This is a genomic window from Yinghuangia sp. ASG 101, assembly GCF_021165735.1.
Lineage (GTDB): Bacteria > Actinomycetota > Actinomycetes > Streptomycetales > Streptomycetaceae > Yinghuangia.
In genome coordinates, this window is sequence record NZ_CP088911.1 from 5,677,295 (window position 1) to 5,701,452 (window position 24,158).

Genomic DNA, 24,158 nt, shown 5'->3' on the forward strand with positions numbered 1-24,158 from the left:
TACGATCGTCGCGCGGGCGGCAGCGGCTCGCGGGGGAGTCGTGCGTCGCGGGAGGGAAACGATGTCGGTCGAGCAGCCGTTGTGGCGGGCCTTGGCGGTGTTCCGGTTGCTCGCTCTCGGCTACGCCATCGCGCAGTTCGTGGGCGTGTCCGGCGAATACCGCCATCCCTTGGGCGGCTGGGCGGTCATGGGCCTGCTGACGCTGTGGACCGCCTTCACCATGTACGCGTTCGAGAAGCCCGAGCTGCGCCGCTGGCCGATCCTGGCCGCCGACCTCGGCATGGCCGTCGGGTCGGTGGTCGCGACGCGGTGGCTCGACGACGCGGACCGGGTCGCCGACGGCGCGCTGACGCTGCCCACGGTGTGGTCGTCCGCCCCCGTCCTCGCCTGGGCGATCATGGGCGGCTGGCTGACCGGCGCGATCGCGGCGCTGCTCACCGGCGCGGCCAACATCGTCGAGCGCGGCGACATAGCGCAAGGCAATCTGCACAACATCGTCCTGATGATGCTCGCCGGCACGGTCATCGGCTATGTCGTCGACCTCGCCCGCGCCAGCGAACGCGCCCTCGCCCGTGCCCTGCAACTGGAGGCCGCCACCCGCGAACGCGAGCGGCTCGCCCGCGACATCCACGACAGCGTGCTGCAGGTCCTCGCGCTGGTGCAGCGGCGCGGCGCGGAGATCGGCGGCGAAGCGGCCGAGTTGGGGCGGCTCGCGGGCGAACAGGAAGTCGCGCTGCGGCAACTCGTCTCCGACGCGCCCGCCGAGCTGGAGACCGCGGACCTGCCGGGCTCCGGCACCGGCGGCGATCCCGCCCGCCAGGACGTCCGCACGCTGCTCGGGCGCCTCGCGGGGGCCCGGGTCAGCGTCGCGTCGCCCGGTACGCCCGTCCTCCTGCCGACCGCCGTCGCCCGCGAACTCGCCGCCGCGGCCTCCGCCGCACTGGACAACGTCCGGCGCCACGCGGGCGAGGACGCGCGCGCCTGGATCCTGCTGGAGGACGACCCCGACGCGATCATCGTCAGCATCCGCGACGACGGCCCCGGCATCGCCCCCGGGCGGCTCGAAGAGGCCCGTGCGGCGGGCCGGCTGGGTGTCGCGCAGTCGATCGAGGGCCGTCTGCGCGACGTCGGCGGGACCGCGGAGCTGACCTCCGTCCCGGGCCAGGGCACCGAGGTCGAACTCCGGCTTCCGCGCGCCGCCTTGGACGCGGTGGGCGCCGGGAACTCCGGTAGGTTCTGACCAGGCGCGCCGTGGACGTGTCCTGACGCCGCATCAGACGAGAGGCCCCGTGATGTCCGAGTCCGCCGCGACGAGTCCGCCGATCCGCGTGCTCGTCGTCGACGACCACCCCATGTGGCGCGACTCCGTCGCCCGGGACCTCGCCGAGGCCGGGTACGACGTCGTGGCCACCGCCGGAGACGGTCCCGAGGCGATCCGACGCGCCCGCGCGACCTCGCCGAACGTCGTCATCCTCGACCTCAACCTGCCCAAGCTCAGCGGCGACCGGGTGGCACGCGAGCTGGTCGCGCACGACGCGGGAGTCCGCATCCTCGTCCTGTCCGCGAGCGGCGAGCAGGAAGACGTCCTGGAGGCGGTCAAGGCGGGCGCCACCGGCTACCTCGTGAAGTCCGCCAGCGCCGCCGAACTCCTCGACGCGGTCGCCCGCACGGCCAAAGGCGACGCCGTCTTCACCCCGGGGCTGGCCGGCCTCGTCCTCGGCGAGTTCCGCCGCATCGCCACCGCCCCGCCGGCCACCGGCTCCCGCGACCCGTCCGCGCCCAGGCTGACCGACCGCGAGACGGAGGTACTGCGGCTGGTCGCGAAGGGGCTCTCGTACAAGCAGATCGCCGAACGCCTGGTGCTCTCGCACCGGACGGTGCAGAACCATGTCCAGAACACCCTCAACAAACTGCAGCTCCACAACCGCGTGGAACTGGTTCGCTACGCGATCGAGCGGGGTTTGGACGACTGAGAACGCCGGGGCTTCCGGTGGTCATCTCGGTGCGATCGGGCGGCGCGAGCGCCACCCTCGGACCCGTCACCCGGAATCGCCGCGGCCCGAACCGCGCCGATCCCCGAAACACCCCGAAGCCCGCGGGGCCGGAACGGACGGCGGGTGACGCTCGTCAGACGGCCCAGCCCTTCGCCTTCTCCACCGCCAGACGCCAACGGTCGTAACCCGCGTCGTCCCGGTCGCCCGGCTCGAAGCGGGCGTCCAACCGCCATGTGGCGGCGAGTTGTTCCGTGCTCGACCAGACGCCGGTGCCGAGGCCCGCGAGGAAGGCCGCGCCGAGGGCGGTGGTGTCGCTGACCGTGGGGCGCTCCACGGCGACGCCGAGTTGGTCGGCCTGAAGGCGACACAGCAGATTGTTCTCCGACGCGCCGCCGTCGACCTTGAGGGTGCGGAGGTCGAGCGACGCGTCCGACGCCATCACGTCGACCACGTCGCGGACTTCGTACGCGATCGCCTCCAGCGTCGCGCGGACCACATGGGCGCGGGCCGTGCCGCGCGTGATGCCCAGGATCGTGCCCCGTGCGGTCGGGTCCCAGTGCGGCGCGCCGAGGCCGGTGAGCGCGGGGACGAACACCACGCCGCCGGAGTCGGGCACCGTGCGCGCGATCGCCTCGGTCTCGGCCGCCGCACCGATGACGCCCAGGCCGTCGCGCAGCCACTGCACCGCCGCTCCGGTCACGAAGATCGCGCCTTCGAGGGCGTAGACCAGTGATCCGTCGGGCGCCTTCCACGCCACGGTGGTCAGCAGCCCGGCCGACGAACGCACCGGCTGCGCCCCGGTGTTGATCAGGACGAACGACCCCGTTCCGTACGTGCACTTCACGTCGCCGGGGGCGTGGCAGGCCTGCCCGAAGAGCGCCGCCTGCTGGTCGCCCGCGATCCCGGCGATCGGCAGGTCGAGGCCGAGGAACACGCTCGGGTCGGTGCGCGCGACCTCGCCGTACGACGGCACCACGCGCGGCAGCGCCTCCTCGGGGACGCCGAACAACCCGCACAGCTCCGGCGACCACGCACCGCGCACGATGTCGAACAGCAGCGTCCGGGAGGCGTTGGACGCGTCGGTGACGTGCTCGCGGCCGGCGGTCATGCGGGCGATGAGATACGCGTCGATGGTGCCGACCGCGACATGGCCCGCCTCGACCTCGCGCCAGGTGTCCTTGGCGTGCTCGGCCAGCCACGCGAGCTTCGTCGCGGTGAAGTAGGGGTCGAGGCGCAGCCCGGTCAGCTCGGCGACGCGCGGTTCGTGCCCGGCCTCGGCCAGCCGCGCGCAGACCGCGGCGGACCGGCGGTCCTGCCAGACGATCGCGCGGCACGGCGACGACAGCGTGCGCCGGTGCCACAGCACGGCGGTCTCGCGCTGGTTGGTGATGCCGACCGCCGTCGGGCGCTCGGAGGTGCGGGCCAGGGCCTCGCGGCACGCGTGGAGCACGGCCTGCCAGATCTCCTCGGGCTGGTGCTCGACCCGCCCCGGCTCGGGGAAGTGCTGCTGGAACTCTTGGTAGCCGCGCGCCACGACGCGCCCGTCGCCGGCCACGAGGAGCGCCGTCACCCCGGTCGTCCCGGCATCGATCGCAAGCACACCCATGGCACGAAACTCTAGGTGTTCTCCACTCGTTCGTGGTCACCCGAACGGGTTGTTCGAGACCATGGAACCGGGTCGGATCCTTATAGCGTGGGCGGCGCGCGCGGGACACGGAACCAGGCGCGGTCACCCGTCCTCGGATGGCGAAGGGAAGCTCGATGCGTGTCGGAGTCCTGACCGGTGGGGGCGACTGCCCCGGTCTCAACGCGGTGATCCGGGCGGTGGTCCGCAAGGGCGTCGCGGAGTACGGGTACGACTTCCTCGGCTTCCGCGACGGGTGGCGCGGTCCGCTGGAGGCGGACACCCAGGCGCTCGACGTCCAGACCGTGCGCGGGATCCTGCCGCGCGGCGGCACGATCCTGGGGTCGTCGCGCACCAACCCGATGAAGATCGACGGCGGCGTGCAGCGCATCCGCGAGAACCTCGCGAAGCTGGAGGTCGACGCGCTCGTCGCGATCGGCGGCGAGGACACCCTCGGCGTCGCGACGCGGCTGCACGAGCACGGGGTGCAGGTCGTCGGCGTCCCGAAGACGATCGACAACGACCTCGGCGCGACCGACTACACGTTCGGCTTCGACACGGCGGTCAACATCGCCACCGAGGCGATCGACCGCCTGCACACCACCGCGGAGTCGCACCGCCGCGTGCTGATCGTCGAGGTCATGGGCCGCCACGCGGGTTGGATCGCGATCCACTCGGGGATGGCGGGCGGCGCCAACGTGATCCTCATTCCCGAGCAGCAGTTCGACATCGAGCAGGTGTGCGGCTGGGTCGAGAGCCGATTCCGGACGAACTACGCCCCCATCGTGGTGGTCGCCGAGGGCGCCATCCCGAAGGAGGGCCAGATGGTCACGAAGGACCAGACGCTCGACGCGTTCGGCCACGTGAAGCTCAGCGGCATCGGCGACTGGCTCGCCGCCGAGATCGAGCGGCGCACCGGCAAGGAGGCCCGGACGACCGTCCTCGGGCACGTGCAGCGCGGCGGCACCCCCACCGCGTTCGACCGGTGGCTCGCCACCCGGTTCGGCTTCCACGCGATCGACGCGGTGCACGAAGGCGCGTGGGGGCGGATGGTCGCCCTGCGTGGCACGGACGTCGTCACCGTCCCGCTCGAGGACGCGACGCGCGAGCTCAAGACCGTCCCTCCGGCGCTGTACGACGAGGCCAAGGTCCTCTTCGGCTGAACGACCTCCGCGCCTCCCCGCGAGCCGCGGACCGCCGGGCCTCCGCACACGGGCGGAGGCCCGGCGGCGTGTCCGGGGTCAGCCGCTCACAGCGCCGCGAGGATCCCGCGGAGGATCGCCGCGCCGTTCCTGGTGAGCACCGATTCGGGATGGAACTGCACACCGGCGATCCGCAGCTCCTTGCCGCGCATCGCGTGGATGTGGGACGTGTCCGGCGCGGCGCTGAACTCCAGCCCGTGCCGCGGGCGTTCGGTCGCCGTCGCGGCGAACGTGTTGTAGAAGCCGACGCGTTCCTCGCGCCCGAAGAGGTCGATGTCCAGCTGCTTGCCCTGGTACGGAGTGTCCTTGCGCACGAGGTCCAGCCCCAGCTCGGCGGCGAGGAGCTGGTGCCCGAGGCATACGCCGAACAGCGGCCCGCCCGCGTCGAGGCGGCGGCGGACGACGGCGCCCATCCTGCGGATCCTGCGGTCCGCGGCCCGGCGCGGATCGCCCGGCCCGGGGCCGACGAGGAGCAGGTCGGCGTCGGTGACCTGCCGCCCCGTCACCTCGTCGTACGGCCGCACGGTGACCCGCAGGCCCAGTGTGCGCAGCAGGTGCGCGAGCATCGCGGTGAACGTGTCCTCGCCGTCCACGACGAGAATCGGACGGCCCGCCAACTCCGGGGCGAGGACGTCCTGTTCGTGGCGCGGCGTGAGCCAGAACGGGGACAGCGCGGCGTTCCGGGCGGCCAGCAGCGACGCCACCTCGGGATCGTCGGACAACCGCCCGGGAGCCCGTGCGCCGGAGCGCGACGGCGCCGGCACGGCCCCGAGCGCGGACAGCACCCCGGCGGCCTTGGCGTGCGTCTCGGCGACCTCGCCGGCCGGGTCGGAGTGCCGCACCAGCGTGGCCCCCGCGGGCACGCGCACGGTGCCGTCGGGGGAGACGTACGCGGTGCGGATCAGGATCGGTGCGTCGAGCGTGCGCCGCCCGGCGGCGTCGCGTCCGATGAGGGCGAGGACGCCCGAGTAGTAGCCGCGCCCGGTCGGCTCGTGGCGGCGGATCACGCGGCATGCGTTCTCCAGCGGCGAGCCGGTCACCGTCGGGGCGAACATCGTGCCGCGCAGGATCGTGCGGACGTCGAGGGAGCTTCGGCCGCGCAGCACGTACTCGGTGTGGGCGAGGTGGCCCATCTCCTTCAGGTACGGCCCGAGCACCTGTCCGCCCAGGTCGCACACCTCGCTCATCATCTTCAGCTCCTCGTCGACGACCATGAACAGCTCGTCGACCTCCTTGCCGTCGCGCAGGAACGCCAGCAGCCCGTCGCGGTCGGGACCGTCGGCGGGGTAGCGGTACGTCCCGCTGATCGGGTTCATCACGACGTCGCCGCCGGTCGCGCTGACGTGCCGCTCGGGGCTCGCGCCGACCAGCGTCAGGTCGCCGGTGTGGATCAGGTATGTCCAGTACGCCCCCGACTCGCGTGTCAGCAGCCTGCGCATCAGGGTCCCGGCGGTCGCGGGCGAGTAGTCGGCCAGCCGGTCGCGGTAGTCGCGGCGCACGACGAAGTTCGCGCCTTCGCCGCGGCCGATCTCGTCGGCGATCACCCGGCCGACGATGTCGGCGTAGGTCGCGTCGTCGACGTCGAAGCCCCCGCCTTCCAGCACCACCGGGGTGTCCGGCAGCGCCGCGAGGACGTCCTCGTACGCGAGCGACACCTGCGACGTGACCCGCAGGCACAGCAGCGGCGTGCCGTCGTCGCGGGCCTCGAAGCCGCGCTCGCGGATCTGCCGGTACGGGACGAGCGCGAGGACGTCGTGGCGCACGGTGCCGGGCGCGTCGTCCGGGTCGGGCAGCGGGATCGCGTCGAGCGTCGGGACCTCGGTGAACTCGCCGAGGAGAAGGTCGAGTTCCCGTGCGCCTTCGCGGCGGATCAAGGCGAACGGAGGCGGCGCCGCGGCGAACAGCGGGGCGAGCACGGACGCCGGGTCGGGGGTGCCGAGAGTCACGGTCGGAGTCCCATCGGTCGGGGACGCACCGCCCGAGCGGGCTGCTCCTCCGCGCCCTCGACGCGAAACGGCCGCCATCGGGCGGCCGTCGGATCGTCAGTCCTGGGTGGGGCTGGGGATCGCGAAGCGTGGGGCCGCCGCGGAGCGGGGCCACCACCAGGAGGAGGCGGAACCGGGAGACCCGGAACCGGAGAGCGCGATCACGCCGCCACTGTAGCCCGTCCGAGCGGCCGGCACCCCGTTCGGGTCCCCTCGGCGGTTCCTTGGGGCACCCGAAGGTGTGATCCGCGTCGCGTGCGCGCGTTCCGGCCGACGGGGTGCTTCTGCCCGGAAACGCCCTGACCTCACAGGATCGTTCCTCCGCCGGTCAGCGGCCCGTCTCGTTGTGCGGTCACGCCCCCAAATGGGTTGCCTCAGCGTTTAACCTTGGGGCGTGACCGAGAACGACACGCACACCTGGCGATCCCTCCCGGCGGCGCAGCAGCCCGAGTGGCCGGACTCCGAGGCCCTGAGCAGCGCGCTCGCGGACCTCGCGTCCTATCCTCCGCTCGTGTTCGCCGGCGAGTGCGATCAGCTGCGGGGCCGACTGGCCTCGGTGGCGGCGGGTGAGGCGTTCCTGCTCCAAGGCGGAGACTGCGCGGAGACCTTCACCGGCAACACCGCGGACGCGATCCGGAACAAGCTCAAGACCCTTCTCCAGATGGCCGTCGTGCTGACGTACGCGGCGTCGGTCCCGGTCGTCAAGGTCGGCCGGATGGCCGGGCAGTACTCCAAGCCCCGTTCGCAGCCGGTGGAGACGCGCGACGGCGTGACGCTGCCGACGTACCGCGGCGACGCGGTCAACGACCTGGCGTTCACCGCCGACGCGCGCATTCCGGACCCCGAGCGGCTGAAGCGGATGTACCACGCGTCCTCCGCGACGCTCAACCTCGTCCGCGCGTTCACCACCGGCGGCTACGCCGACCTGCGGCAAGTGCACGCGTGGAACCAGGACTTCGTGGCGCTGTCCCCGTCCGGCGAGCGCTACGAGCGGCTGGCCTCCGAGATCGACGGCGCGCTGCGCTTCATGCACGCGTGCGGCGTCGACCCCGAGGAGTTCCGCACGGTCGAGTTCTTCGCGTCGCACGAGGCGCTCATCCTCGACTACGAGTCGGCGCTCACGCGGGTCGACTCGCGCACCGGCGCGCTGTACGACGTGTCCGGCCACATGGTGTGGATCGGCGAGCGCACCCGGCAGATCGACGGCGCGCACATCGAGTTCGCGTCGCGGATCAGCAACCCGATCGGGGTCAAGCTCGGGCCGACGACGAAGCCCGAGGACGCCCTCGCGCTGGTCGAGAAGCTCGACCCGAACCGCGAGCCGGGCCGTCTGACGTTCATCATCCGCATGGGGGCCGGCAAGGTGCGCGACGCGCTGCCGAACCTGGTGGAGAAGGTCACGGCGTCCGGTGCGCAGGTCGCGTGGGTCTGCGACCCGATGCACGGCAACACGTTCGAGGCGACCAGCGGTCACAAGACCCGGCGCTTCGACGACGTCCTCGACGAGGTCAAGGGCTTCTTCGAGGTGCACCGCGAGCTCGGCACCCACCCCGGTGGCATCCACGTGGAGCTGACCGGTGACGACGTGACCGAGTGCGTCGGCGGCGGCGACGAGATCTTCGTCGACGACCTGCACCAGCGCTACGAGACCGCGTGCGACCCGCGCCTCAACCGCAGCCAGTCGCTCGACCTGGCGTTCCTCGTCGCGGAGATGTACCGCCGCGGTCACTGAACGCGCGCCGAACCGTCACAGGGGTGTACACATCGCGGTGTACGCCCCTGCGGCGTTTTCGGGTGGCAGTCTGGGACGGTGATTGATCTGCGCAGCGACACCGTCACGCGGCCGACTCCCGCCATGCGCGCCGCGATGGCCGATGCCGAGGTCGGCGACGACGTCTACGGCGAGGACCCGACCGTGCGGGCCCTGGAGGAACGCGTCGCGCACATGTTCGGCGGCCACCACGCCGGGGTGTTCGTCCCGACCGGGGTGATGGCCAATCAGCTCGCGGTACGCATGTCGGTCGCGCCCGGCGAGGAGCTGGTGCTGGACGCGGACGCGCACATCGTCGCGCACGAGGGCGGTGCCGCGGCGTGGCACGGCGGCGTGCAGACGCGGACGACGCTGAGCCCGCGCGGTCTGCTCGACCCCGCCGACATCGCGCGCCTGCTGCGGACCGGTGCCGAGTTCACCGTCGGCACGCGCGCCGTCGCGGTCGAACAGACGCACAACCGCGGTGGCGGAGCCGTCTATCCGCTCGAACGCCTCACCGCGATCCGGGAGCTGACGTCCGCCGCCGGTGTCGCGCTGCACTGCGACGGGGCGCGGATCTGGCACGCGCACGTCGCCACCGAGACGCCGTTGGCGGCGTACGGGGCCCTGTTCGACACGCTGTCGGTGTGCTTGTCGAAGGGCCTCGGGGCGCCCGTGGGCTCCGTGGCCCTCGTCCCGGACGAGCGGCGCGCGGAGGCACGCCGGATGCGCCACCGCATGGGCGGCGCGATGCGTCAGTCGGGCATCCTCGCCGCCGGCGGGCTGTACGCCCTGGACCACCACATCGAACGCCTGTCCGAGGACCACGCGCACGCCCGCCTGATCGCGGACCGGTTGGCGGAGGCGGACCTCGACGTCACGGCTCCGGAGACCAATCTCGTCCTCGTGCTGCTGCCCGAACCCGGTCCCGACGCCGCGGAGGTGGCGGCGCGCTGCGCGGCGGGGGGCGTGCTGGTATCGGCTTTCGGGCCGCGGGTGCTGCGCATCGTGACGCATCTGGACGTGGACGCCACGTCGTGTGCGAACGCCGCCGCGGTGATCGCCGCCGCGGTGTGACCCCGTAGGGCGCGCGTGCTGGTGGTGTCCGCGCGTCCGGCGGTGTGGGGGCGGGTGTGGGGGGCCGGTCGGGCCGGAGACCGGGCTCAGGCGGCCGGTGCGGCGTTGCCGGGGTCCGCGGCGCCCAGGATGGTCAGCGGGCCGGGGAAGCGCGGCAGGCCGGAGGCGGAGGGCGCGAGGTCGCCGAAGACGGGAGCGACGGGCTCGGGCGCCGCGGCGGTGTCGCGGTCGGCGCGGCATATCCGGCCGCAGCGTTTCGTGCAGCCGTTGCAGGAGCGCGTGTCGTCGCGGGGGATCATCGCCGAGATGGTCTTGACGCAGCGACCGCAGTCGGTCCCGGCGCGGCACGCGGCGGCGATCTCGCGCACACTGCGCGCGCCGCCTTCTATCTGCGTACCGACCTGGGTGTCGGTCACACCGAAACAGATGCACACGTACACGAGAGGCCCCCCAGGGCTGAGGTCACTTAGGTAAGGTTAACCTCACCCCTGGGGGTAAGTGAAGAGAGTCCTGCGTCACGTGGCCGACGCCGGCGCGTGGGCTCGGCGGGCTCGTCGGACGCCAGAGGATTCAGTATCCGCCCGGCATGCGCCGATGCGCAGCCTTTGTCCGGTGTGATCTCCGACGCTGTGGGTCGCCGATCAGTCCTCCGGGATCGAGAACAGCTCCGCGATGTACAGCGGCTCGCCGAGCTTCTGCAGCAGGTCGAGCTGCGTCTCCAGGTGGTCCACGTGCTTTTCCTCGTCCGCGAGGATGTCCTCGAAGATGTTGGCCGAGGTCGCGTCGCGCTTTTCGCGCATGATGATGATTCCGCTGCGCAGGCGCTCGACCGCCTCCATTTCGACCGCGAGGTCGGCGCGCAGCATCTCCTCGATCGTCTGGCCGATGCGCAGTGCGTTGAGCCGCTGGTAATTCGGCAGGCCTTCGAGGAAAAGGATCCGGTCGGTGAGCTTTTCGGCGTGCTTCATCTCGTCGAAGGACTCGTGGCGCGTCCAGTGCGCGAGCTTGGTGTAGCCCCGGTGCTCCTGCAGCTTGGCGTGCAGGAAGTACTGGTTGATGGCGGTGAGCTCGGCGGTGAGCTGCTCATTGAGCAGTTCGAGGATCTGCGGGTCGCCGTGCATCGTTACGCACCTTCCGAAGGAGTTGGCGAAGAGGTCCGTGGGGCACCGGAGACAGGTGTGATCACGGATATGCGAATGCTGTCACCTCCTGTGTCCTAAATTCCAGGAAGGGAAGGCTTGCCTCGCTTGGGTATTGAATGCTGATTTACGGTAAATGCCGTACAGCGCGCGGCGTCGGCGCCGGCGTTCCCCACGGGCCGCGGAATGCCCTCCGGGCGGCGCCCGGACGGCCCGGGGGCCGGTCGTGGTCGCCCGCGAGGGTCTGGGAGCATAGGGATATGGGTCACACCGGAACGGGGCAGGGGGGACGGGATTCGGCGCCGGGCACGGCCGCGGCGGCCGGGCCCGACCGGGGTGATTCGCGCCTGCCGCCGGGCCAGCGCCTGCAACGCGGCTGGCCGGTGCTGCACTACGGCCCCGTTCCCCGCTTCCGGCCCGACACGTGGGACTTCCGCGTCTTCGGCGCCACCGCGTCCGGCGACAAGCACGCCTGGAACCACGACGAGTTCTCCGCGCTGCCGCGGACGACCGTGGTCGCCGACTTCCACTGCGTCACCAAGTTCAGCATGCTGGGCAACGAGTGGGGCGGCGTCGGCGCGGAGACCATCCTCGACATCGCCCCGCCCGCCCCGGAAGTCACCCATGTGATGGTGTGGGCGGAGTACGGCTTCAGCTCGAACCTCCGCATCACCGACTTCGCCACCGAGCGGACGATCTTCGCGACCCACCACAACGGCGAGCCGCTCACCGCCGAGCACGGCTTCCCGGTGCGGCTGATCGTGCCGCAGCTGTACGCCTGGAAGGGCCCCAAGTGGGTCCGCGGCATCGAGTACATGGTCGCGGACAAACGGGGTTTCTGGGAGGAACGCGGCTACCACAACATCGGCGACCCGTGGCGCGAGCAGCGCTACTCGTACCAAGAGCAGGACGGGGAAGGCCCGGAACTCTGATCCGTCGCCCGCCCCGCCCGCTTCACCCTGCTCTCCCGACCCCTGCGGCCCCGTGCGTCGGCCCCGAGGGTCAGAACACGTTGATGGTGACCGTGGACCCGCGCGGCGCCATGTTGTTGCCGCCCGGGCTCATGCTCGTGACGTTCTTCGGGCCGAGCGGGAACACCGTGTTCACGCTCACCTTGAAGCCCGCCGCCTCCAGCGTCTTGCGCGCGTCGCCTTCGCTCATGCCGTCGACCTTCGGGACCAGCACCAGGTCGGGGCCCTTCGACATCGCCACGGTGACCGGGCCGCCGGGGTGGAGCTTGCCGTCCGCGGGGGACTGCGCGGCGACCTTGCCGGCCGGGACGTCGGCGGAGAAGACCGGGGTCGGGTCGACGACCAACTGCAGGCCGCTCGCCGTCACGGCGTCGCGCGCCTCGGCCTCGGTCAGACCCACGACGCTCGGCACCGGGACCGGCGTGCCCTGGCTGACCACCAGGTCGACCGCGGTGTCGCGGGCCAGCATGGTGCCCACCTGCGGGCTCGTCCCGATCACCTGGCCGACGGGTTGGCCGCTGTCCTGCTGCGTGACGTCGCCGACCGCCAGGCCGGCCCCCTGCAGCGCCTGCTTGGCCTGGTCGACCGTCTGCCCGGCCAGTTTCGGCACCGCGAGCCGCTCGGGGCCCAGCGACACGGTCATCGTGACGATCGAGCCCTTGTCGAGGCTCTTGCCCGGCATCGGGTCGGTGGCGATGACCTGGTCGCGCGGGACCGTCTCGCTGTAGGACTCCTTGACGTCGACCTTGAAGCCGTCGTCGGTGAGGCGCTTCTGCGCCTCGGACGCGGCGACCTGGATCACCGCCGGGATCTTGACCGACTTCTCCGAGCCCATCTGCCACGCCACGATGCCGATCGTCGCGGCCACGACGATCACGACGAGGAAGGCGATCATGCCGAGGGACGGGCCGCGGCGCCGCGGGTCGGCGTCCGCCACGAAGGAGCCGTCCGGATCCTCCGGGCCGCCCCCGTGGTACGCGGCGTGCGGGTGCTCGTCCAGCACCGACTCGGTGGCGAGCCCCAACGGGCCGATCTCCAGCGGCGCGTGCGCCTTGGCGGGGGCGTCGTCGGCGAACCCGGGGTAGGCGCCCGCGGCGGCGTACTCGGGCGATTCCCCGTACTCCGGTACGGGCGGCGGCAGCACGCGCTGGTCGGCGCCGAAGTCCAGATCCGCCTCGGACATCTCCCGCTGCCGGGTGGCGCGGACGAGGGCGAGCAACTCCTCGGCGTCCGCGGGCCGCTGCTTCGGGTCGCGGGCCGTGGCCTTCGCGACCACGGTGTCGAGCGCGGCGGGCAGCCCGGGAATGGTCCGCGAGGGAGGCGGGACGTCCTCGTGCACGTGCTTGTAGATGATCTCGACGGCGGAGCGCCCGGGATAGGGCGGGCGGCCGGTCAGCATCTCGTAGAGCATGATCCCGGCCGCGTACACGTCCGAGGTCGGCGACGCGGTGCCGCGCTCGATCTGCTCGGGGGCCAGGTAGGCGACCGTGCCGACCAGCACCTTGCCGGTGGCCGCGGACGCCGTGGACGCGGTCGCCCGGGCGAGCCCGAAGTCGGCGACCTTGATGCCGCCGTCGTCCGAGATCAGGACGTTCTCCGGCTTCACGTCCCGGTGCACGAAACCCGCGCGGTGTGCCGCACCGAGCGCGGCGAGTGTCGGCTCCAGCACGCCGAACGCCTCACGCGGCGTCAGCGTGCCGAGGTCCTGCAGGAGTTCGCGCAGCGTGCGGCCCTCGACGTACTCCATCGCGAGGAACGCCACGTCGCCGTCGTGCCCTTGGTCGAACACCCCGACGACGTTGGGGTGCGAGAGCCGGGCCGCGGCTTTGGCCTCGCGGATGAAGCGGTCGGTGAAGGAGGCGTCGGCGGCGAGCGCCGGGTGCATCACCTTGACCGCGACCGTGCGGTCCAGACGGGAGTCCAGTGCCCGGTAAACGGTGGCCATGCCGCCCGCCGCGATCCGGGCCTGCACCCGGTACCGTCCGTCGAGCACGCTCCCGACGAGGGGGTCGTCCATACTCATGTCCACGCTCTGGATTTTACGGTCACCCTGGCTGGGACGGGTCACGAGACTGTTCGGTTCCGGCAACTGATCCCCTGTCAAAGGTGCTTAACCGCCGGTCAGAAGCCTGTCGGCGGCCCGGCGACCGGCCTGCCGGGCGGGCGTGGCCGGGTCGTCCGGCACTCTCTTCGCGGTGGCGGCCACCGACTCCGCGCGTGCTGTCGTGGCGGCCACCGACTCCGCACATCTTCTCGTGCGGCCACCGACTTCGCGCACGCGGCCGTGGTGGCCACCGATTCCGTTGGGATCGCGCGTCAGAACGCCGGGATTTCGGCGAGTCCGTCGGTCGGTGACGACGCCTCGGCGTAATGCCGCCGGGGAATGCGCCCCGCGCGGAACGCGAGGCGCCCGCCCTCGACGGCGTGCCGCATCGCCGCCGCCATGAGCGCCGGGTCCTGGGCACGCGTCACGGCCGATGCCAGCATGACCGCCTCGCAGCCCAGTTCCATCGCGAGTGCCGCGTCCGACGCCGTGCCGAGGCCCGCGTCCAGGATCACCGGCACACCCGCCTGCTCGGTGATGAGGCGGATGTTGTGCGGGTTTCGGATGCCGAGCCCCGAGCCGATCGGCGACCCCAGCGGCATGACCGCCGCACACCCCACCTGTTCGAGGCGGCGGGCCACGACCGGGTCGTCGTTGGTGTACGCCAGAACCGTGAACCCGTCGTCGACCAGCCGCTCGGCGGCGTCGAGCAGTTCGACCGTGTCCGGCAGCAATGTGCGCTCGTCCGCGACCACTTCGACCTTGACCCAGTCGGTCTCCAGCGCCTCGCGGGCCAGCCGCGCGGTCAGCACCGCCTCGCCGGACGTGTAGCAGCCGGCGGTGTTCGGCAGCGGGCGGATGCCGAGCCGGCGCAGCAGATCGAGCACCGACCCGGAGGTCTTCGGATTCAGCCGGCGCATCGCCACCGTCGTCATCTCGGTCCCGGACGCCACGAGGGCGGCCCCCAGGATGTCCAGGCTGGGCGCGCCGCCCGTCCCGGTGATCAGGCGCGACGCGAAGACCTCGCCGCCGAGTTCGAACTTGTCGTCCGCGGGGCCGTTCTGCGGGACGGTCACGGGTCAACCTCCTTGCACGGCGGTGAGTACTTCGACGCGGTCGCCGGCCCTCAGGACCGTGACCGGCCACGCGCTGCGCGGCACGACATGCTCGTTGACCGCGACCGCGACCCCTTTGGTCGCGCTGGTCATCGTCGCGACGAGCGCGGCGAGGGTGGTGCCGGGGGCGAGCGGGCGCGGCTCGCCGTTGACGGAGACGGACTCGGTCGGCTGCACGGTCATGCGTACGAGACCTCCCTCGACGGCCGGGTCCCGGACGCGCCGAAGCGCGACGGGCCCCAGGGGCGTACGACGTCGGGCACGGTCTCGTCCGCCAGCAGCCCGGCCACCGCGTCGGCGGTGACCGGCGTCAGCAGAATCCCGTGCCGGTAGTGGCCGGTGGCCGCGATCAGGCCGGGCAGCTCGGTGGCGCCGATGACCGGGGCGTTGTCGGGGCTCCCGGGGCGCAGGCCCGCGTAGGTCTCGATCAGCGGGAGTTCGCTGATGCCGGGTACCAACTCGCGTGCGTCACGCAGGAGTTCGTAGACGCCACCGGCGGTGACCACGGTGTCGTCCATCTCGTACTCGGTCGCGCCGACCACCAACTCGCCGTCCGCGCGCGGCACGAGGTACATGCTGCCGCCCTTGACGACCGCGCGGACGTTGCGGGACAGGAACGGGGCGTACGCCTCCGGCACCCGCAGCCGCAGGATCTCCCCCTTGACGGGGCGTATCGCCGGGATCACCCCGGGCGGCAGACCCGGCAGCCGCGCCGACCCGCATCCGGCCGCCAACACCACGTGGCCGGCCCCGAGTTCGGTGCCGTCGTCGAGACGCACACCGGTCGCCCGGCCGCCCGAGGCCAGCAGTTCCGCGACCGCGCGGCGCACGATCACGACCCCGGCCCGCTCGCACGCGGCGAGCAGTGCGGCGACGAGCCGCCGGTTGTCGATCTGGTGGTCCCCTTCGACGTGCAGGCCGCCGGACACCGCGGGGGACAGCATCGGTTCCAGGCGGCGGCACTCGCGGCTGGTCAGCCACGTCGACGCGAGGCCGAGGCGTCCCTGGAACGCGTGCAGCTCCTTGAGCACCGCGCGATCGTCCGCGTCCAGCGCCACCGCGAGCGTCCCGCACGCGCGGTAGCCGGAGGGCAGCCCCGAGGCCGCCTCCAGGTCGGCGGCGAAGGCGGGGTAGCGGTCCGCGGAGTCCATGTTGAGGCGCAGCAGCGCCTCTTCGCCGTACTGCAGTTCGGAGACGGGGGTGAGCATGCCCGCCGCGGCGTGCGAGGCGCCGCGGCCCGGCGCGGGGTCGACGACGGTGACGGCCAGCCCGCGCGCGGCGCCGCGCCAGGCGATCGCGAGGCCGATGGCACCGCCGCCGATGACGAGGGCGTCGGCCGGGGGGCTTGCGGAAGCCATGGTTGCTGAACACTCCCTTACGCCGGCATGACCCGGATCAGGTTCGGACGGTCGGGAGCTGCCAGCCCCCCTCTCAGCCCGGTCCCACCGGGCTCCCGTGAGGCTTCAACCCTACCCCCGCCCGATCCGGAGCCCGCCGGGCGCTGCGACCAACGCCACAGTGCCGACACCCGCGACAGTGCGGCGGCGGCCTCGTATGGTCGACCGCTCGGCCCTAGGGTGCCGGGCATGGAAAACGTGCTTGTCGCGGGTGCCGGCATGGCCGGGCTGCAGACCGTCTTGGGGCTGCGCGACCTCGGGTACACCGGCCCGATCACGTTGCTCGGTGCGGAAGAGCACCGGCCGTACGACCGGCCGCCGCTGTCGAAAGAGGTGTTGGCCGGCAAGACCGACGACACGTCGTTCGACGTCGACTGGGCGGCGCTGGACGTCTCGCTGCTGCTCGGGCGCACGGCGACCGCGCTGCGGCCGGGCGACGGCGGCGGCCGGGTGGAGACCGCCGAGGGCGAGATCGCGTTCGACCGCCTGGTCATCGCCACGGGCGCGCGTGCGATCGGCCTGCCGGGGGCGGGCGACGTCCACGGCGTGCACGTCCTGCGCACCATCGACGACGCACGTGCGTTGCGGACGGAGCTCGTCCCGGGCGCGCACGTGGTGATCGTCGGCGCCGGGTGGATCGGGGCCGAGGTGGCGACCGCCGCTGCCGCCGCGGGCTGCCGTACGACCGTGGTGGAGGCATTGGACGCGCCGCTCGCGGGCGCGCTCCCGGCCGAGGTCGGGGCGCGGTTCACACCGTGGTACGCCGAGGCCGGCGTCGAACTGCTGCTCGGCGCGCGCGTCGACCGCCTCGAACCGGGCGCGGTCCACCTGACCGACGGCACCAGACTCCCGGCCGACGCCATAGTGGTCGGCATCGGTGTGCGCCCGGACACCGCGTGGCTCGCCGGTTCGGGCGTCGGTCTGGACGAGCGCGGCGCCGTCATCGTCGACAGCCGCCTGCGGACCTCGGTGCCGGGCGTGTACGCCGTGGGCGACTGCACGGTCTTCGCCTCCGCGCGCTACGGCACCCGGCTGCACGTCGAACACTGGGACAACGCGCTGCGGGCGCCCCGCGCGCTCGCGGCCCACCTGCTGGGCGGCGACGAAGCGTACGACCCGGTGCCGTACTTCTGGTCCGAGCAGTTCGGCCGCATGGTCCAGTACGTCGGCCACCACCCCGCCGGCGACGAGCTGGTGCTGCGCGGTCCCGGCCCGGACGGCAAGTGGACCGCGGGCTGGTTCGCGGGCGACACCCTGGTCGCGCTGCTGGCCGTCGCCCGGCCGCGCGACCTCGCCCAGGGGCGGCGGCTGGTCCAGGCCGGCACCGCCGTGGACAAGGCCGGGTTCGCCGACATCGACGTGCCGGTGAAGGACACGGCACGCTGATCCGGTCGGGTGCGGAGTGTGTCGGTGGCGCTCGGCCCGATCGCCGAGTCGGCCCGTTCTCCTATCCTGGAACGCGTGAGCGACACCGATACGACCATCGAAAAGCTTGTGCACGCGTGGTTGACCCTCCCCGAGATCGCCGAGATGTTCGGCGTCGAGGTGACCCGCGTCCGCCAACTGCTCAAGGACCGCCAACTGCTCGCGGTTCGCCGCGGCGAGAACCGCAGCCTCCAGGTGCCCGCCGCGTTCATCCAGAACAACGCCACGGTCAAGGGGCTGTCCGGAACGATCACCGTGCTGTCCGACTCCGGTTTCTCGGACGACGAGATGCTGGAGTGGCTGTTCACCGAGGACGAGTCGCTGCCCGGAACGCCGGTCGAGGCGCTGCGCGGCAACCGCAAGACCGAGGTTCGCCGCCGCGCCCAGGCGCTCGCCGTATGACGAACCGTCGGAAACTGGCGGACGCACGGCTGTATTTGTGCACGGACGCCCGCGAGAAGCAGGGCGACCTGCCGGAGTTCCTGGACGCCGTGCTCGCCGCCGGCGTCGACATCGTCCAACTGCGGCAGAAGGGCCTGGAGGCCCGGCAGGAACTGGAGTACCTGTCCGTCTTCGCCGACGCGGCCCACCGGCACGGGCGGCTGCTCGCGGTCAACGACCGTGCCGACGTCGCCTTCGCGGCGAGCGCCGACGTGCTGCACCTGGGCCAGGACGACCTCCCGGTGCCGCACGCCCGCCGGATCGTCGGCGACGACATGCTCGTCGGACGCTCGACGCACTCCGCGGCGGAGGCGGACGCCGCCATCGCCGAGCCGGGGGTCGACTACTTCTGCACCGGACCTGTGTGGCCCACGCCGACCAAACCCGGGCGGCCCGCTCCCGGGCTCGACCTTGTGCGCCATACGGCGGCTCGGCGCCCCGAGCGGCCGTGGTTCGCGATCGGCGGGATCGATCTGGGCAACCTGGACCAGGTCGTCGCGGCGGGAGCCCGCCGGGTCGTGGTCGTCCGGGCGATCACCGAGGCCGACGACCCGGCCGCGGCGACCGCCGAGTTCGTCCGGCGTCTGAGTCCGTGACGCCGGGGCGGTGCCGGGGCCGCGGTCCCGGCACCGCCCGAATCATTCGAATATGCCCGCCGTTCGAGTGGTCACCGATGTGATTGGTGGGACGGAAGTGCCGGGCGATGCGGCACTTCCGCCGCCGAGTCGCCACACTGCGGGGCATGAAAAGCTCCGTCGAGCGCCGCCGGGCCGGCGCCTTCTACGACAGCGTGTTACTCGCTCCCTCCACCGCGGAGCACGCGGACCCGGGCCCACACTCCGCGGGGCTGGGGGGTGTACCAGCGGAGTCGGTGGCCGCCACAACCAACACAGCGGAGTCGGTGGGCGCCACAGCCAACAGAGCGGAGTCGATGGCCGCCTCAACCGACGCGGCGGAGTCGGTGGCCGCCACAGCCAACAGAGCGGAGTCGGTGACCGCCGAAGCGCCTACCGCGTATTCGCCGGCCGCGCACCCGGGACCGGCGTCGGTGGCCGCCCCCTCCGGGCCGATGCCGGTGGTCCCGCTCGCCGGACCGGCGACCGCACCGGCCGCGCCCGTGACGGTGTCCGACGCGGACGCCCCGTTCGACGGTCCGGGCGACGCCTTCTCGGCGTCTCTGCTCTCGCCGCCCCGAAGATACGCGGCGGGGCTGCCGACAGCCCGTGCCTGGCCGGTCGGTGACGCCCTGGCCGAAGACCCCTAGAAGACCGTCACGCGGTCCGGGGGCGTCCGAGGCCGGCCCCGGACCGACGGGGGAAGCGGACCATTCACTCGCCCCGACGGGGGCCTCGGGAAGGGACCGGGCCGCGAGGCCGTGGCGGGGTCAGACCGTGCGTACCGTCGCCGCGTCGACCAGGCCGCGCAACACCGCCCGTGCGTCTTCGGTGACGGGCGCGGCGTCGAGAGCGGCGAGGGCCCGCGCGGTGAGCGCCCCTATCATCGCCTCGACCTCGGTCAGCGCCCCGGTCTCCTCGATCACGCCCCGCAGGTCCTTGACGCCCGCGTCGTCGAGCCGCGGGTCGCCGACCAGGTCGTCGAGCATGCGGACCTGCGCCCGGGAGCCCCGCTCGGCGGCCAGCGCCAGCAGCACCGTGCGCTTGCCCTCGCGCAGGTCGTCCCCGGCGGGCTTGCCGGTCTCGGCGGGATCGCCGAAGACGCCGAGGACGTCGTCGCGCAGTTGGAACGCCTCGCCGAGCGGCAGCCCGTACGCGGAGTACGCGGCCAACAGGTCCGGACCGCCGCCGGCGAGTGCCGCGCCGACGTGCAGCGGGCGCTCGATCGTGTACTTGGCCGACTTGAAGCGGATCACGCGCCGCGACCGGTCCACCGAGCCGCCGCCCATGGCCTGTTCGAGGACGTCCAGGTACTGCCCGGCCATCACCTCGGTGCGCATCACATCGAACAGCGGCTTGGCGGCGGCGAGCGCGGCGGGCTCCACGCCGCTGCCCGAGAACATCTCGTCCGACCAGGTCAGACACAGGTCGCCGAGCAGCAGCGCCGCGGCGGCCCCGAAGCCCGTCCCGTCGCCGCGCCACGCCGACCGGGCGTGCAGCGCCTCGAAGCGCTTGTGTACGGCGGGCTTGCCGCGCCGCGTGTCGCTGCTGTCCATCAGGTCGTCGTGGATGAGCGCGCTGGCCTGGAGCAGTTCGAGCGAGGTCGCGGCGCGGATCGCCGCCTCGCCCGTCTCGCCCTCGTCGGCCCCGCCCGCGCCGCGCCAGCCCCAATAGCAGAACCCCGGACGCAGGCGCTTGCCGCCGTCGAGCATGAAGTCGCGCAGCGCGGCGGTCACCGGCACCATGCCCTCGCCGACCTCGGCGAGCACGGCGCCCTGCCGGTCCATGAACGCGGTGAGTGCGGCGTTGACCCGGTCGCGCAGGCCGTCCCGGTCGAGCGGGTGCACAGCGCCGGAGGCGGGGGGCTGGGAGGAGGTCACGGGTCGTCTTCCGTAGAGAACCAAGCCTCAGCAGGGTAACCGGGCGAGCGGACGACCGGTGACGCCAGGCCGCCGCGGGGGCGGGGGCACGACACCGCCGGGACCGTTGCCCGAGGTCAGCGGGGTGGCCCGGGCGCGGTATCCGGCGCGCACCCGCGTCTCGCGGTCCGGACAACGCCTGCCCGGACCGGCGTCGGGGAATAACATGCCCTCATGTCAGTCGAAGTCGCCTCAGGGGAGTCGGTGGCCGCCGGGCCGGGCGCAGCGGAGTCGGGCGCCGCCGGATCACGGAGGCCCCGGAGCGATCGCGCCCCCGCCATCCGCGATCTCCTCGCGAGCGGCAAGCGGACGTTCTCTTTCGAGTTCTTCCCGCCCAAGACCGACGCCGGCGAGCGCCACCTGTGGGAGGCCCTGCGCCGCGTCGAGGCGCTGGGCCCGTCCTTCGTGTCGGTGACGTACGGCGCGGGCGGCTCCAGCCGCGACCGCACGGTCGGCATCACCGAGCGCATCGCCACCGAGACCACCCTGACCCCGGTCGGCCACTTCACCGCGGTCGGCCACTCGGTCAGCGAACTACGCAACATCATCGGGCAGTACGCCGACGCGGGGGTGCGCAACGTGCTCGCGCTGCGCGGCGACCCGCCCGGTGACCCGCAGGGCACGTGGGTGTCGCACCCGGACGGCTTCACGTACGCCGAGGAACTGGTGCGGCTGCTGCGGGAGTCCGGCGACTTCTGCGTCGGCGTCGCGGCGTTCCCCGAGATGCACCCGAGGTCGACGAACTGGGACGACGACATCAGGCACTTCGTCCGCAAGTGCCGTGCGGGCGCCGACTACGCGATCACCCAGATGTTCTTCCACGTCGACGACTACCTGCGGCTGCGCGACCGGGTCGCCGCGGCCGGCTGCGACGTGCCGATCATCCCGGAGATCATGCCGGTGACCAACGTCGGCCAGATCGAGCGCTTCGCGCAGCTCAGCAACGCCGACTTCCCCGCGCGGCTCGCCGACCGCGTGCGCGCGGTCGCCGACGACCCCGCCGCGGTGCAGGAGATCGGTGTCGAATACGGCACCGCGATGGGCGAGCGCCTGCTCGCCGAGGGCGCCCCCGGCCTCCACTTCATCACCCTGAACCGGTCGACCGCGACGCTGCGCATCCACGAGAACCTCGGATTGCGCGACCGCGAACGCTGAACGCCCCGACGAGCGCTGTCCGAACGCCGTACTCGCACGCTGTACGACGGCCCCTTCCCGGTTAGGGTGAGGGGCCGTCATCCGTTCGAGTGAAGGGCGCGCCGGTGCAGGTTGGCATGATCCTGCTGTATGTCCTGTTCGTCCCGGTCGGGCTGTGGCTGCTCACCGAGGCGATGTGGCAGCACGGTGCGCCGTTCCGCTACCGCGTCCTGGCCCTCGCGGGGTTCGTCGGCGTCGTCGTGGGCGTGGCCGCCGCAAGTGGCGTCATCTCGGGCGCGGGCGGACTCATCTTCGTGATCGGGCAGTTGCTCGTGACGCGCTACGTGCGCAGCGGCTATTACCACGGCTGGACCGTGCGGTTCGGCCGCAAGCGCGCCCGCCGCGCCCGGCACGGGAGGCCCACCGAGACGGCCGTGGAGCAGGAGCCGGAGCCGGACTACTCGGAGTACTCGGGGTACGGCGCGCCGGCCGGCTACGACGACCAAGGCGGATACGCCGCGCAGCCGGGCCACTTCGCCGCGGACCCGGCCGACGAGGACCCCTTCGCGGTGTACGACGCCTACCGGCAGAGCGGATTCGGGCAGCAGATCCCCGAAATGCCCTCGCACGCACCGGCGCACGCGTACGACGCCACCCCGTCCGGCGGCTTTCCCGGGCAGGACGCGACGTACGCCGCGGGCTACGCGCCCTCGGCGGAGCCCCGTCCCGACTACACGGCCGACGGCCACAACGCGGGGTACCCGGAACCGTACGGCGGCGCCCACGGCGCGGGGCCCGACTCCGGCGCCTACGAGACGATCGGCTTCGACGCGATCGGCCACTCCGGGCCGTACGGGGCTCAGCCGGACCCGATGAGCTCCGCGGTCAACGCCGCGCCCATCCCGGCCCCGACCAACCCGCCGCCCGGGTGGGCCCCCGCGCCGACCGCGTACAACCCGGACACCGACGAGCGGTTGGGCTGACCGCCGCCGATCGGCGAGCACGCGACCGCGCCGCCCGGCACCCCCGTCGCGGCCTCGGTGTCGGCGGGCGTCCGCACCTCGTGCCAGCGCAGCCGGTCCGCCACCGGCAGGCCGCGAACGGCCAGCAGATCCAGCACGGTTCGGGCGTACGTGTCGCGCACGCCGGGGTCGGTCCAGTCGATGCGGCCGTGCGCGGGCACGCGTGCGTGCACCGTCCACGCCTCGTCGCCCTCGGGGGCGTTGCCGCCGGGGGCCAGCACGCACAGGGTCGGGTCGGCGGGGGGACGGGCGTCGCGTGCGTCGAACAACGCCGCCGCCTCGGCCGCCGGGTCGTTCGGGAACAGGTAGGTCCGGCACGGCTGTTCGGGTGTCGTGCCGCGCAGGGCCAGGTGCAGGGCGAACACGCCCGGCGCGGTCGGGGGTGTGCGCGGCGGGGTGCCCCGGACGACGATGTCCGCGTCGATCCGGCCGCCGTCGTCGAGGACGACACCGCCGACCCGGCCGCCCGCGGTGTCCACCTCGGCGACTCCGGTGCCGAAGCGGAACCTCACCTTGCGGTCCAGGCATCGGGCGTACAGCACCTCCGCGATGCGGTGCAGGCCCTCGCGCACCGTCCACACACCGAACGTCTGTTCCAGATACGGCAGAACGGCCGACGTGGCCGGCGCGGCCCGGGGGTCGAGGCCCGCGTCGAGCGCGAACCGCTCGGCCCAGGCGCGCAGCCTGGGGTCGCGCACGCGCGAGCGCACCGTGCGGCGGTACGAGCGCCACGGCGTCGTCGTCCGCAGGGCGGCCGGCCCTCGGGCGGGCCTGCGCGGGTCGCGCGGCCGGTCGGGCTCGGCGGGTACCTCGAAGAACCCGGTGCGCAGGACGCCCCACATATCGGCGCCGCGGTCCAGAAGCGCGTTCCACTGCCCGCCCGCGCCCGTACCGAAGGCCGCGTCGAACGCGCCCGCCGCGCCGGCCCGCGTCGCGTTGGGGATGTCGACGACCGTTCGGCCGCGATCGAACGAACACCGCGCCGCCGGATCGATGCCGACCAGGTCGACGCACTCCTCCAGGGCCGCGCCCGTCTTCAGGAACAGGTCGCGGTAGACCGCCGGGAGGGTGAGCACCGCCGGACCGGACGGGAACGTGAAGCCGTCGCGCGTGACGGACCCCAGCATCCCGCCGACCGCGTCGGAGCGTTCGCACACGGTCACGTCATGCCTTCTGACCGCGAGCCGGGCCGCGACCGCGAGCCCGCCCACACCTGCACCGACGACGACGATTCGAGCCACGTCGCAGGAGCGTACGCCACCCTCGGCACGGGCTCGGGCGGGTGGGCCTTCCGGTTGCCGGGGC

21 protein-coding genes and 1 riboswitch are annotated in these 24,158 nt (G+C 72.9%); of the genes, 11 read left to right on the top strand and 10 right to left on the bottom strand.

The window, feature by feature from the left end:
- Positions 1–61 precede the first annotated feature (61 nt).
- Entirely contained in the window at positions 62–1,240 is a 1,179-nt protein-coding gene (gene macS / locus LO772_RS24340; protein ID WP_231774161.1) for a MacS family sensor histidine kinase, read from the top strand.
- A 52-nt stretch (positions 1,241–1,292) separates the two neighbouring features.
- A complete protein-coding gene (locus LO772_RS24345) occupies positions 1,293–1,973 on the top strand; it encodes a response regulator (RefSeq protein ID WP_231779699.1) in 681 nt (226 codons plus the stop codon).
- 154 nt (positions 1,974–2,127) lie between these two features.
- Here LO772_RS24345 and glpK read toward each other — a convergent pair whose 3' ends face one another.
- Positions 2,128–3,600: a glycerol kinase GlpK gene (gene glpK, locus LO772_RS24350; RefSeq protein ID WP_231774162.1), complete on the bottom strand. Its 1,473-nt coding sequence runs from the start codon at positions 3,598–3,600 to the stop codon at positions 2,128–2,130.
- A 155-nt stretch (positions 3,601–3,755) separates the two neighbouring features.
- Here glpK and LO772_RS24355 point away from each other — a divergent pair, with 155 nt between their 5' ends.
- The gene (locus LO772_RS24355) at positions 3,756–4,781 is read left to right on the top strand and encodes a 6-phosphofructokinase (protein ID WP_231774163.1); all 1,026 of its coding nucleotides are present in this window, start codon (positions 3,756–3,758) and stop codon (positions 4,779–4,781) included.
- An 86-nt stretch (positions 4,782–4,867) separates the two neighbouring features.
- Here LO772_RS24355 and LO772_RS24360 read toward each other — a convergent pair whose 3' ends face one another.
- Positions 4,868–6,766 (bottom strand): anthranilate synthase family protein, encoded by a 1,899-nt coding sequence (locus LO772_RS24360; RefSeq protein ID WP_231774164.1) that lies wholly within the window; start codon positions 6,764–6,766, stop codon positions 4,868–4,870.
- 433 nt (positions 6,767–7,199) lie between these two features.
- Here LO772_RS24360 and LO772_RS24365 point away from each other — a divergent pair, with 433 nt between their 5' ends.
- Together LO772_RS24365 and LO772_RS24370 are read left to right on the top strand one after the other, a co-directional pair.
- Positions 7,200–8,537, top strand: coding sequence for a class II 3-deoxy-7-phosphoheptulonate synthase (locus LO772_RS24365; protein ID WP_231774165.1), 1,338 nt, complete (start codon positions 7,200–7,202; stop codon positions 8,535–8,537).
- A gap of 78 nt (positions 8,538–8,615) precedes the next feature.
- Positions 8,616–9,632 carry a threonine aldolase family protein gene (locus LO772_RS24370; RefSeq protein WP_231774166.1) on the top strand — a complete coding sequence of 339 codons (1,017 nt, stop codon included), beginning with the start codon at positions 8,616–8,618 and terminating at the stop codon, positions 9,630–9,632.
- 86 nt (positions 9,633–9,718) lie between these two features.
- On the opposite strand, the gene LO772_RS24380 is transcribed toward LO772_RS24370, so the two are convergent.
- Positions 9,719–10,072 (bottom strand): (2Fe-2S)-binding protein, encoded by a 354-nt coding sequence (locus LO772_RS24380; protein ID WP_269453082.1) that lies wholly within the window; start codon positions 10,070–10,072, stop codon positions 9,719–9,721.
- A gap of 201 nt (positions 10,073–10,273) precedes the next feature.
- On the bottom strand, positions 10,274–10,753 hold the full coding sequence (gene bfr, locus LO772_RS24385; RefSeq protein ID WP_231774168.1) for a bacterioferritin: 480 nt from the start codon (positions 10,751–10,753) through the stop codon (positions 10,274–10,276).
- Positions 10,754–11,031: 278 nt separating this feature from the next.
- Here bfr and LO772_RS24390 point away from each other — a divergent pair, with 278 nt between their 5' ends.
- Positions 11,032–11,703 carry a sulfite oxidase-like oxidoreductase gene (locus tag LO772_RS24390; RefSeq protein ID WP_231774169.1) on the top strand — a complete coding sequence of 224 codons (672 nt, stop codon included), beginning with the start codon at positions 11,032–11,034 and terminating at the stop codon, positions 11,701–11,703.
- A 70-nt stretch (positions 11,704–11,773) separates the two neighbouring features.
- Here LO772_RS24390 and pknB read toward each other — a convergent pair whose 3' ends face one another.
- From pknB to thiO, 4 genes are all read right to left on the bottom strand, one after another.
- Positions 11,774–13,765, bottom strand: a complete 1,992-nt coding sequence (pknB, locus tag LO772_RS24395; protein WP_231779700.1) for a Stk1 family PASTA domain-containing Ser/Thr kinase — start codon at positions 13,763–13,765, stop codon at positions 11,774–11,776.
- A 293-nt stretch (positions 13,766–14,058) separates the two neighbouring features.
- Positions 14,059–14,862: a thiazole synthase gene (locus LO772_RS24400; protein ID WP_231774170.1), complete on the bottom strand. Its 804-nt coding sequence runs from the start codon at positions 14,860–14,862 to the stop codon at positions 14,059–14,061.
- A 3-nt stretch (positions 14,863–14,865) separates the two neighbouring features.
- Positions 14,866–15,084, bottom strand: coding sequence for a sulfur carrier protein ThiS (gene thiS / locus LO772_RS24405; RefSeq protein ID WP_231774171.1), 219 nt, complete (start codon positions 15,082–15,084; stop codon positions 14,866–14,868).
- Complete coding sequence (gene thiO, locus LO772_RS24410) at positions 15,081–16,259, bottom strand: glycine oxidase ThiO (protein WP_231774172.1); 1,179 nt, start codon at positions 16,257–16,259, stop codon at positions 15,081–15,083. The genes thiS and thiO overlap by 4 nt, the downstream gene beginning before the upstream one ends.
- Positions 16,256–16,368: riboswitch (TPP riboswitch) on the bottom strand. It overlaps the preceding gene by 4 nt.
- 119 nt (positions 16,369–16,487) lie before the next feature.
- On the opposite strand from thiO, the gene LO772_RS24415 reads away from it, so the two are divergent.
- The 4 genes from LO772_RS24415 (at position 16,488) to LO772_RS24430 (ending at position 19,428) form a co-directional block, all read left to right on the top strand.
- On the top strand, positions 16,488–17,684 hold the full coding sequence (locus tag LO772_RS24415) for an NAD(P)/FAD-dependent oxidoreductase (protein ID WP_231774173.1): 1,197 nt from the start codon (positions 16,488–16,490) through the stop codon (positions 17,682–17,684).
- Between the two features lie 75 nt (positions 17,685–17,759).
- The gene (locus LO772_RS24420) at positions 17,760–18,125 is read left to right on the top strand and encodes an Rv2175c family DNA-binding protein (protein ID WP_231774174.1); all 366 of its coding nucleotides are present in this window, start codon (positions 17,760–17,762) and stop codon (positions 18,123–18,125) included.
- The gene (gene thiE / locus LO772_RS24425) at positions 18,122–18,760 is read left to right on the top strand and encodes a thiamine phosphate synthase (protein WP_231774175.1); all 639 of its coding nucleotides are present in this window, start codon (positions 18,122–18,124) and stop codon (positions 18,758–18,760) included. The genes LO772_RS24420 and thiE overlap by 4 nt, the downstream gene beginning before the upstream one ends.
- A gap of 335 nt (positions 18,761–19,095) precedes the next feature.
- Positions 19,096–19,428 carry a hypothetical protein gene (locus LO772_RS24430; RefSeq protein ID WP_231774176.1) on the top strand — a complete coding sequence of 111 codons (333 nt, stop codon included), beginning with the start codon at positions 19,096–19,098 and terminating at the stop codon, positions 19,426–19,428.
- A gap of 120 nt (positions 19,429–19,548) precedes the next feature.
- Here the strand turns inward: LO772_RS24430 and LO772_RS24435 are convergent, their stop codons facing one another.
- On the bottom strand, positions 19,549–20,658 hold the full coding sequence (locus LO772_RS24435) for a polyprenyl synthetase family protein (RefSeq protein WP_231774177.1): 1,110 nt from the start codon (positions 20,656–20,658) through the stop codon (positions 19,549–19,551).
- A 318-nt stretch (positions 20,659–20,976) separates the two neighbouring features.
- Between LO772_RS24435 and metF the strand changes: the two genes are divergently transcribed.
- A complete protein-coding gene (gene metF, locus LO772_RS24440) occupies positions 20,977–21,852 on the top strand; it encodes a methylenetetrahydrofolate reductase [NAD(P)H] (protein ID WP_231779701.1) in 876 nt (291 codons plus the stop codon).
- Between the two features lie 838 nt (positions 21,853–22,690).
- Here metF and LO772_RS24445 read toward each other — a convergent pair.
- Positions 22,691–24,094, bottom strand: a complete 1,404-nt coding sequence (locus tag LO772_RS24445) for a phytoene desaturase family protein (protein ID WP_231774178.1) — start codon at positions 24,092–24,094, stop codon at positions 22,691–22,693.
- Positions 24,095–24,158: the final 64 nt, after the last annotated feature.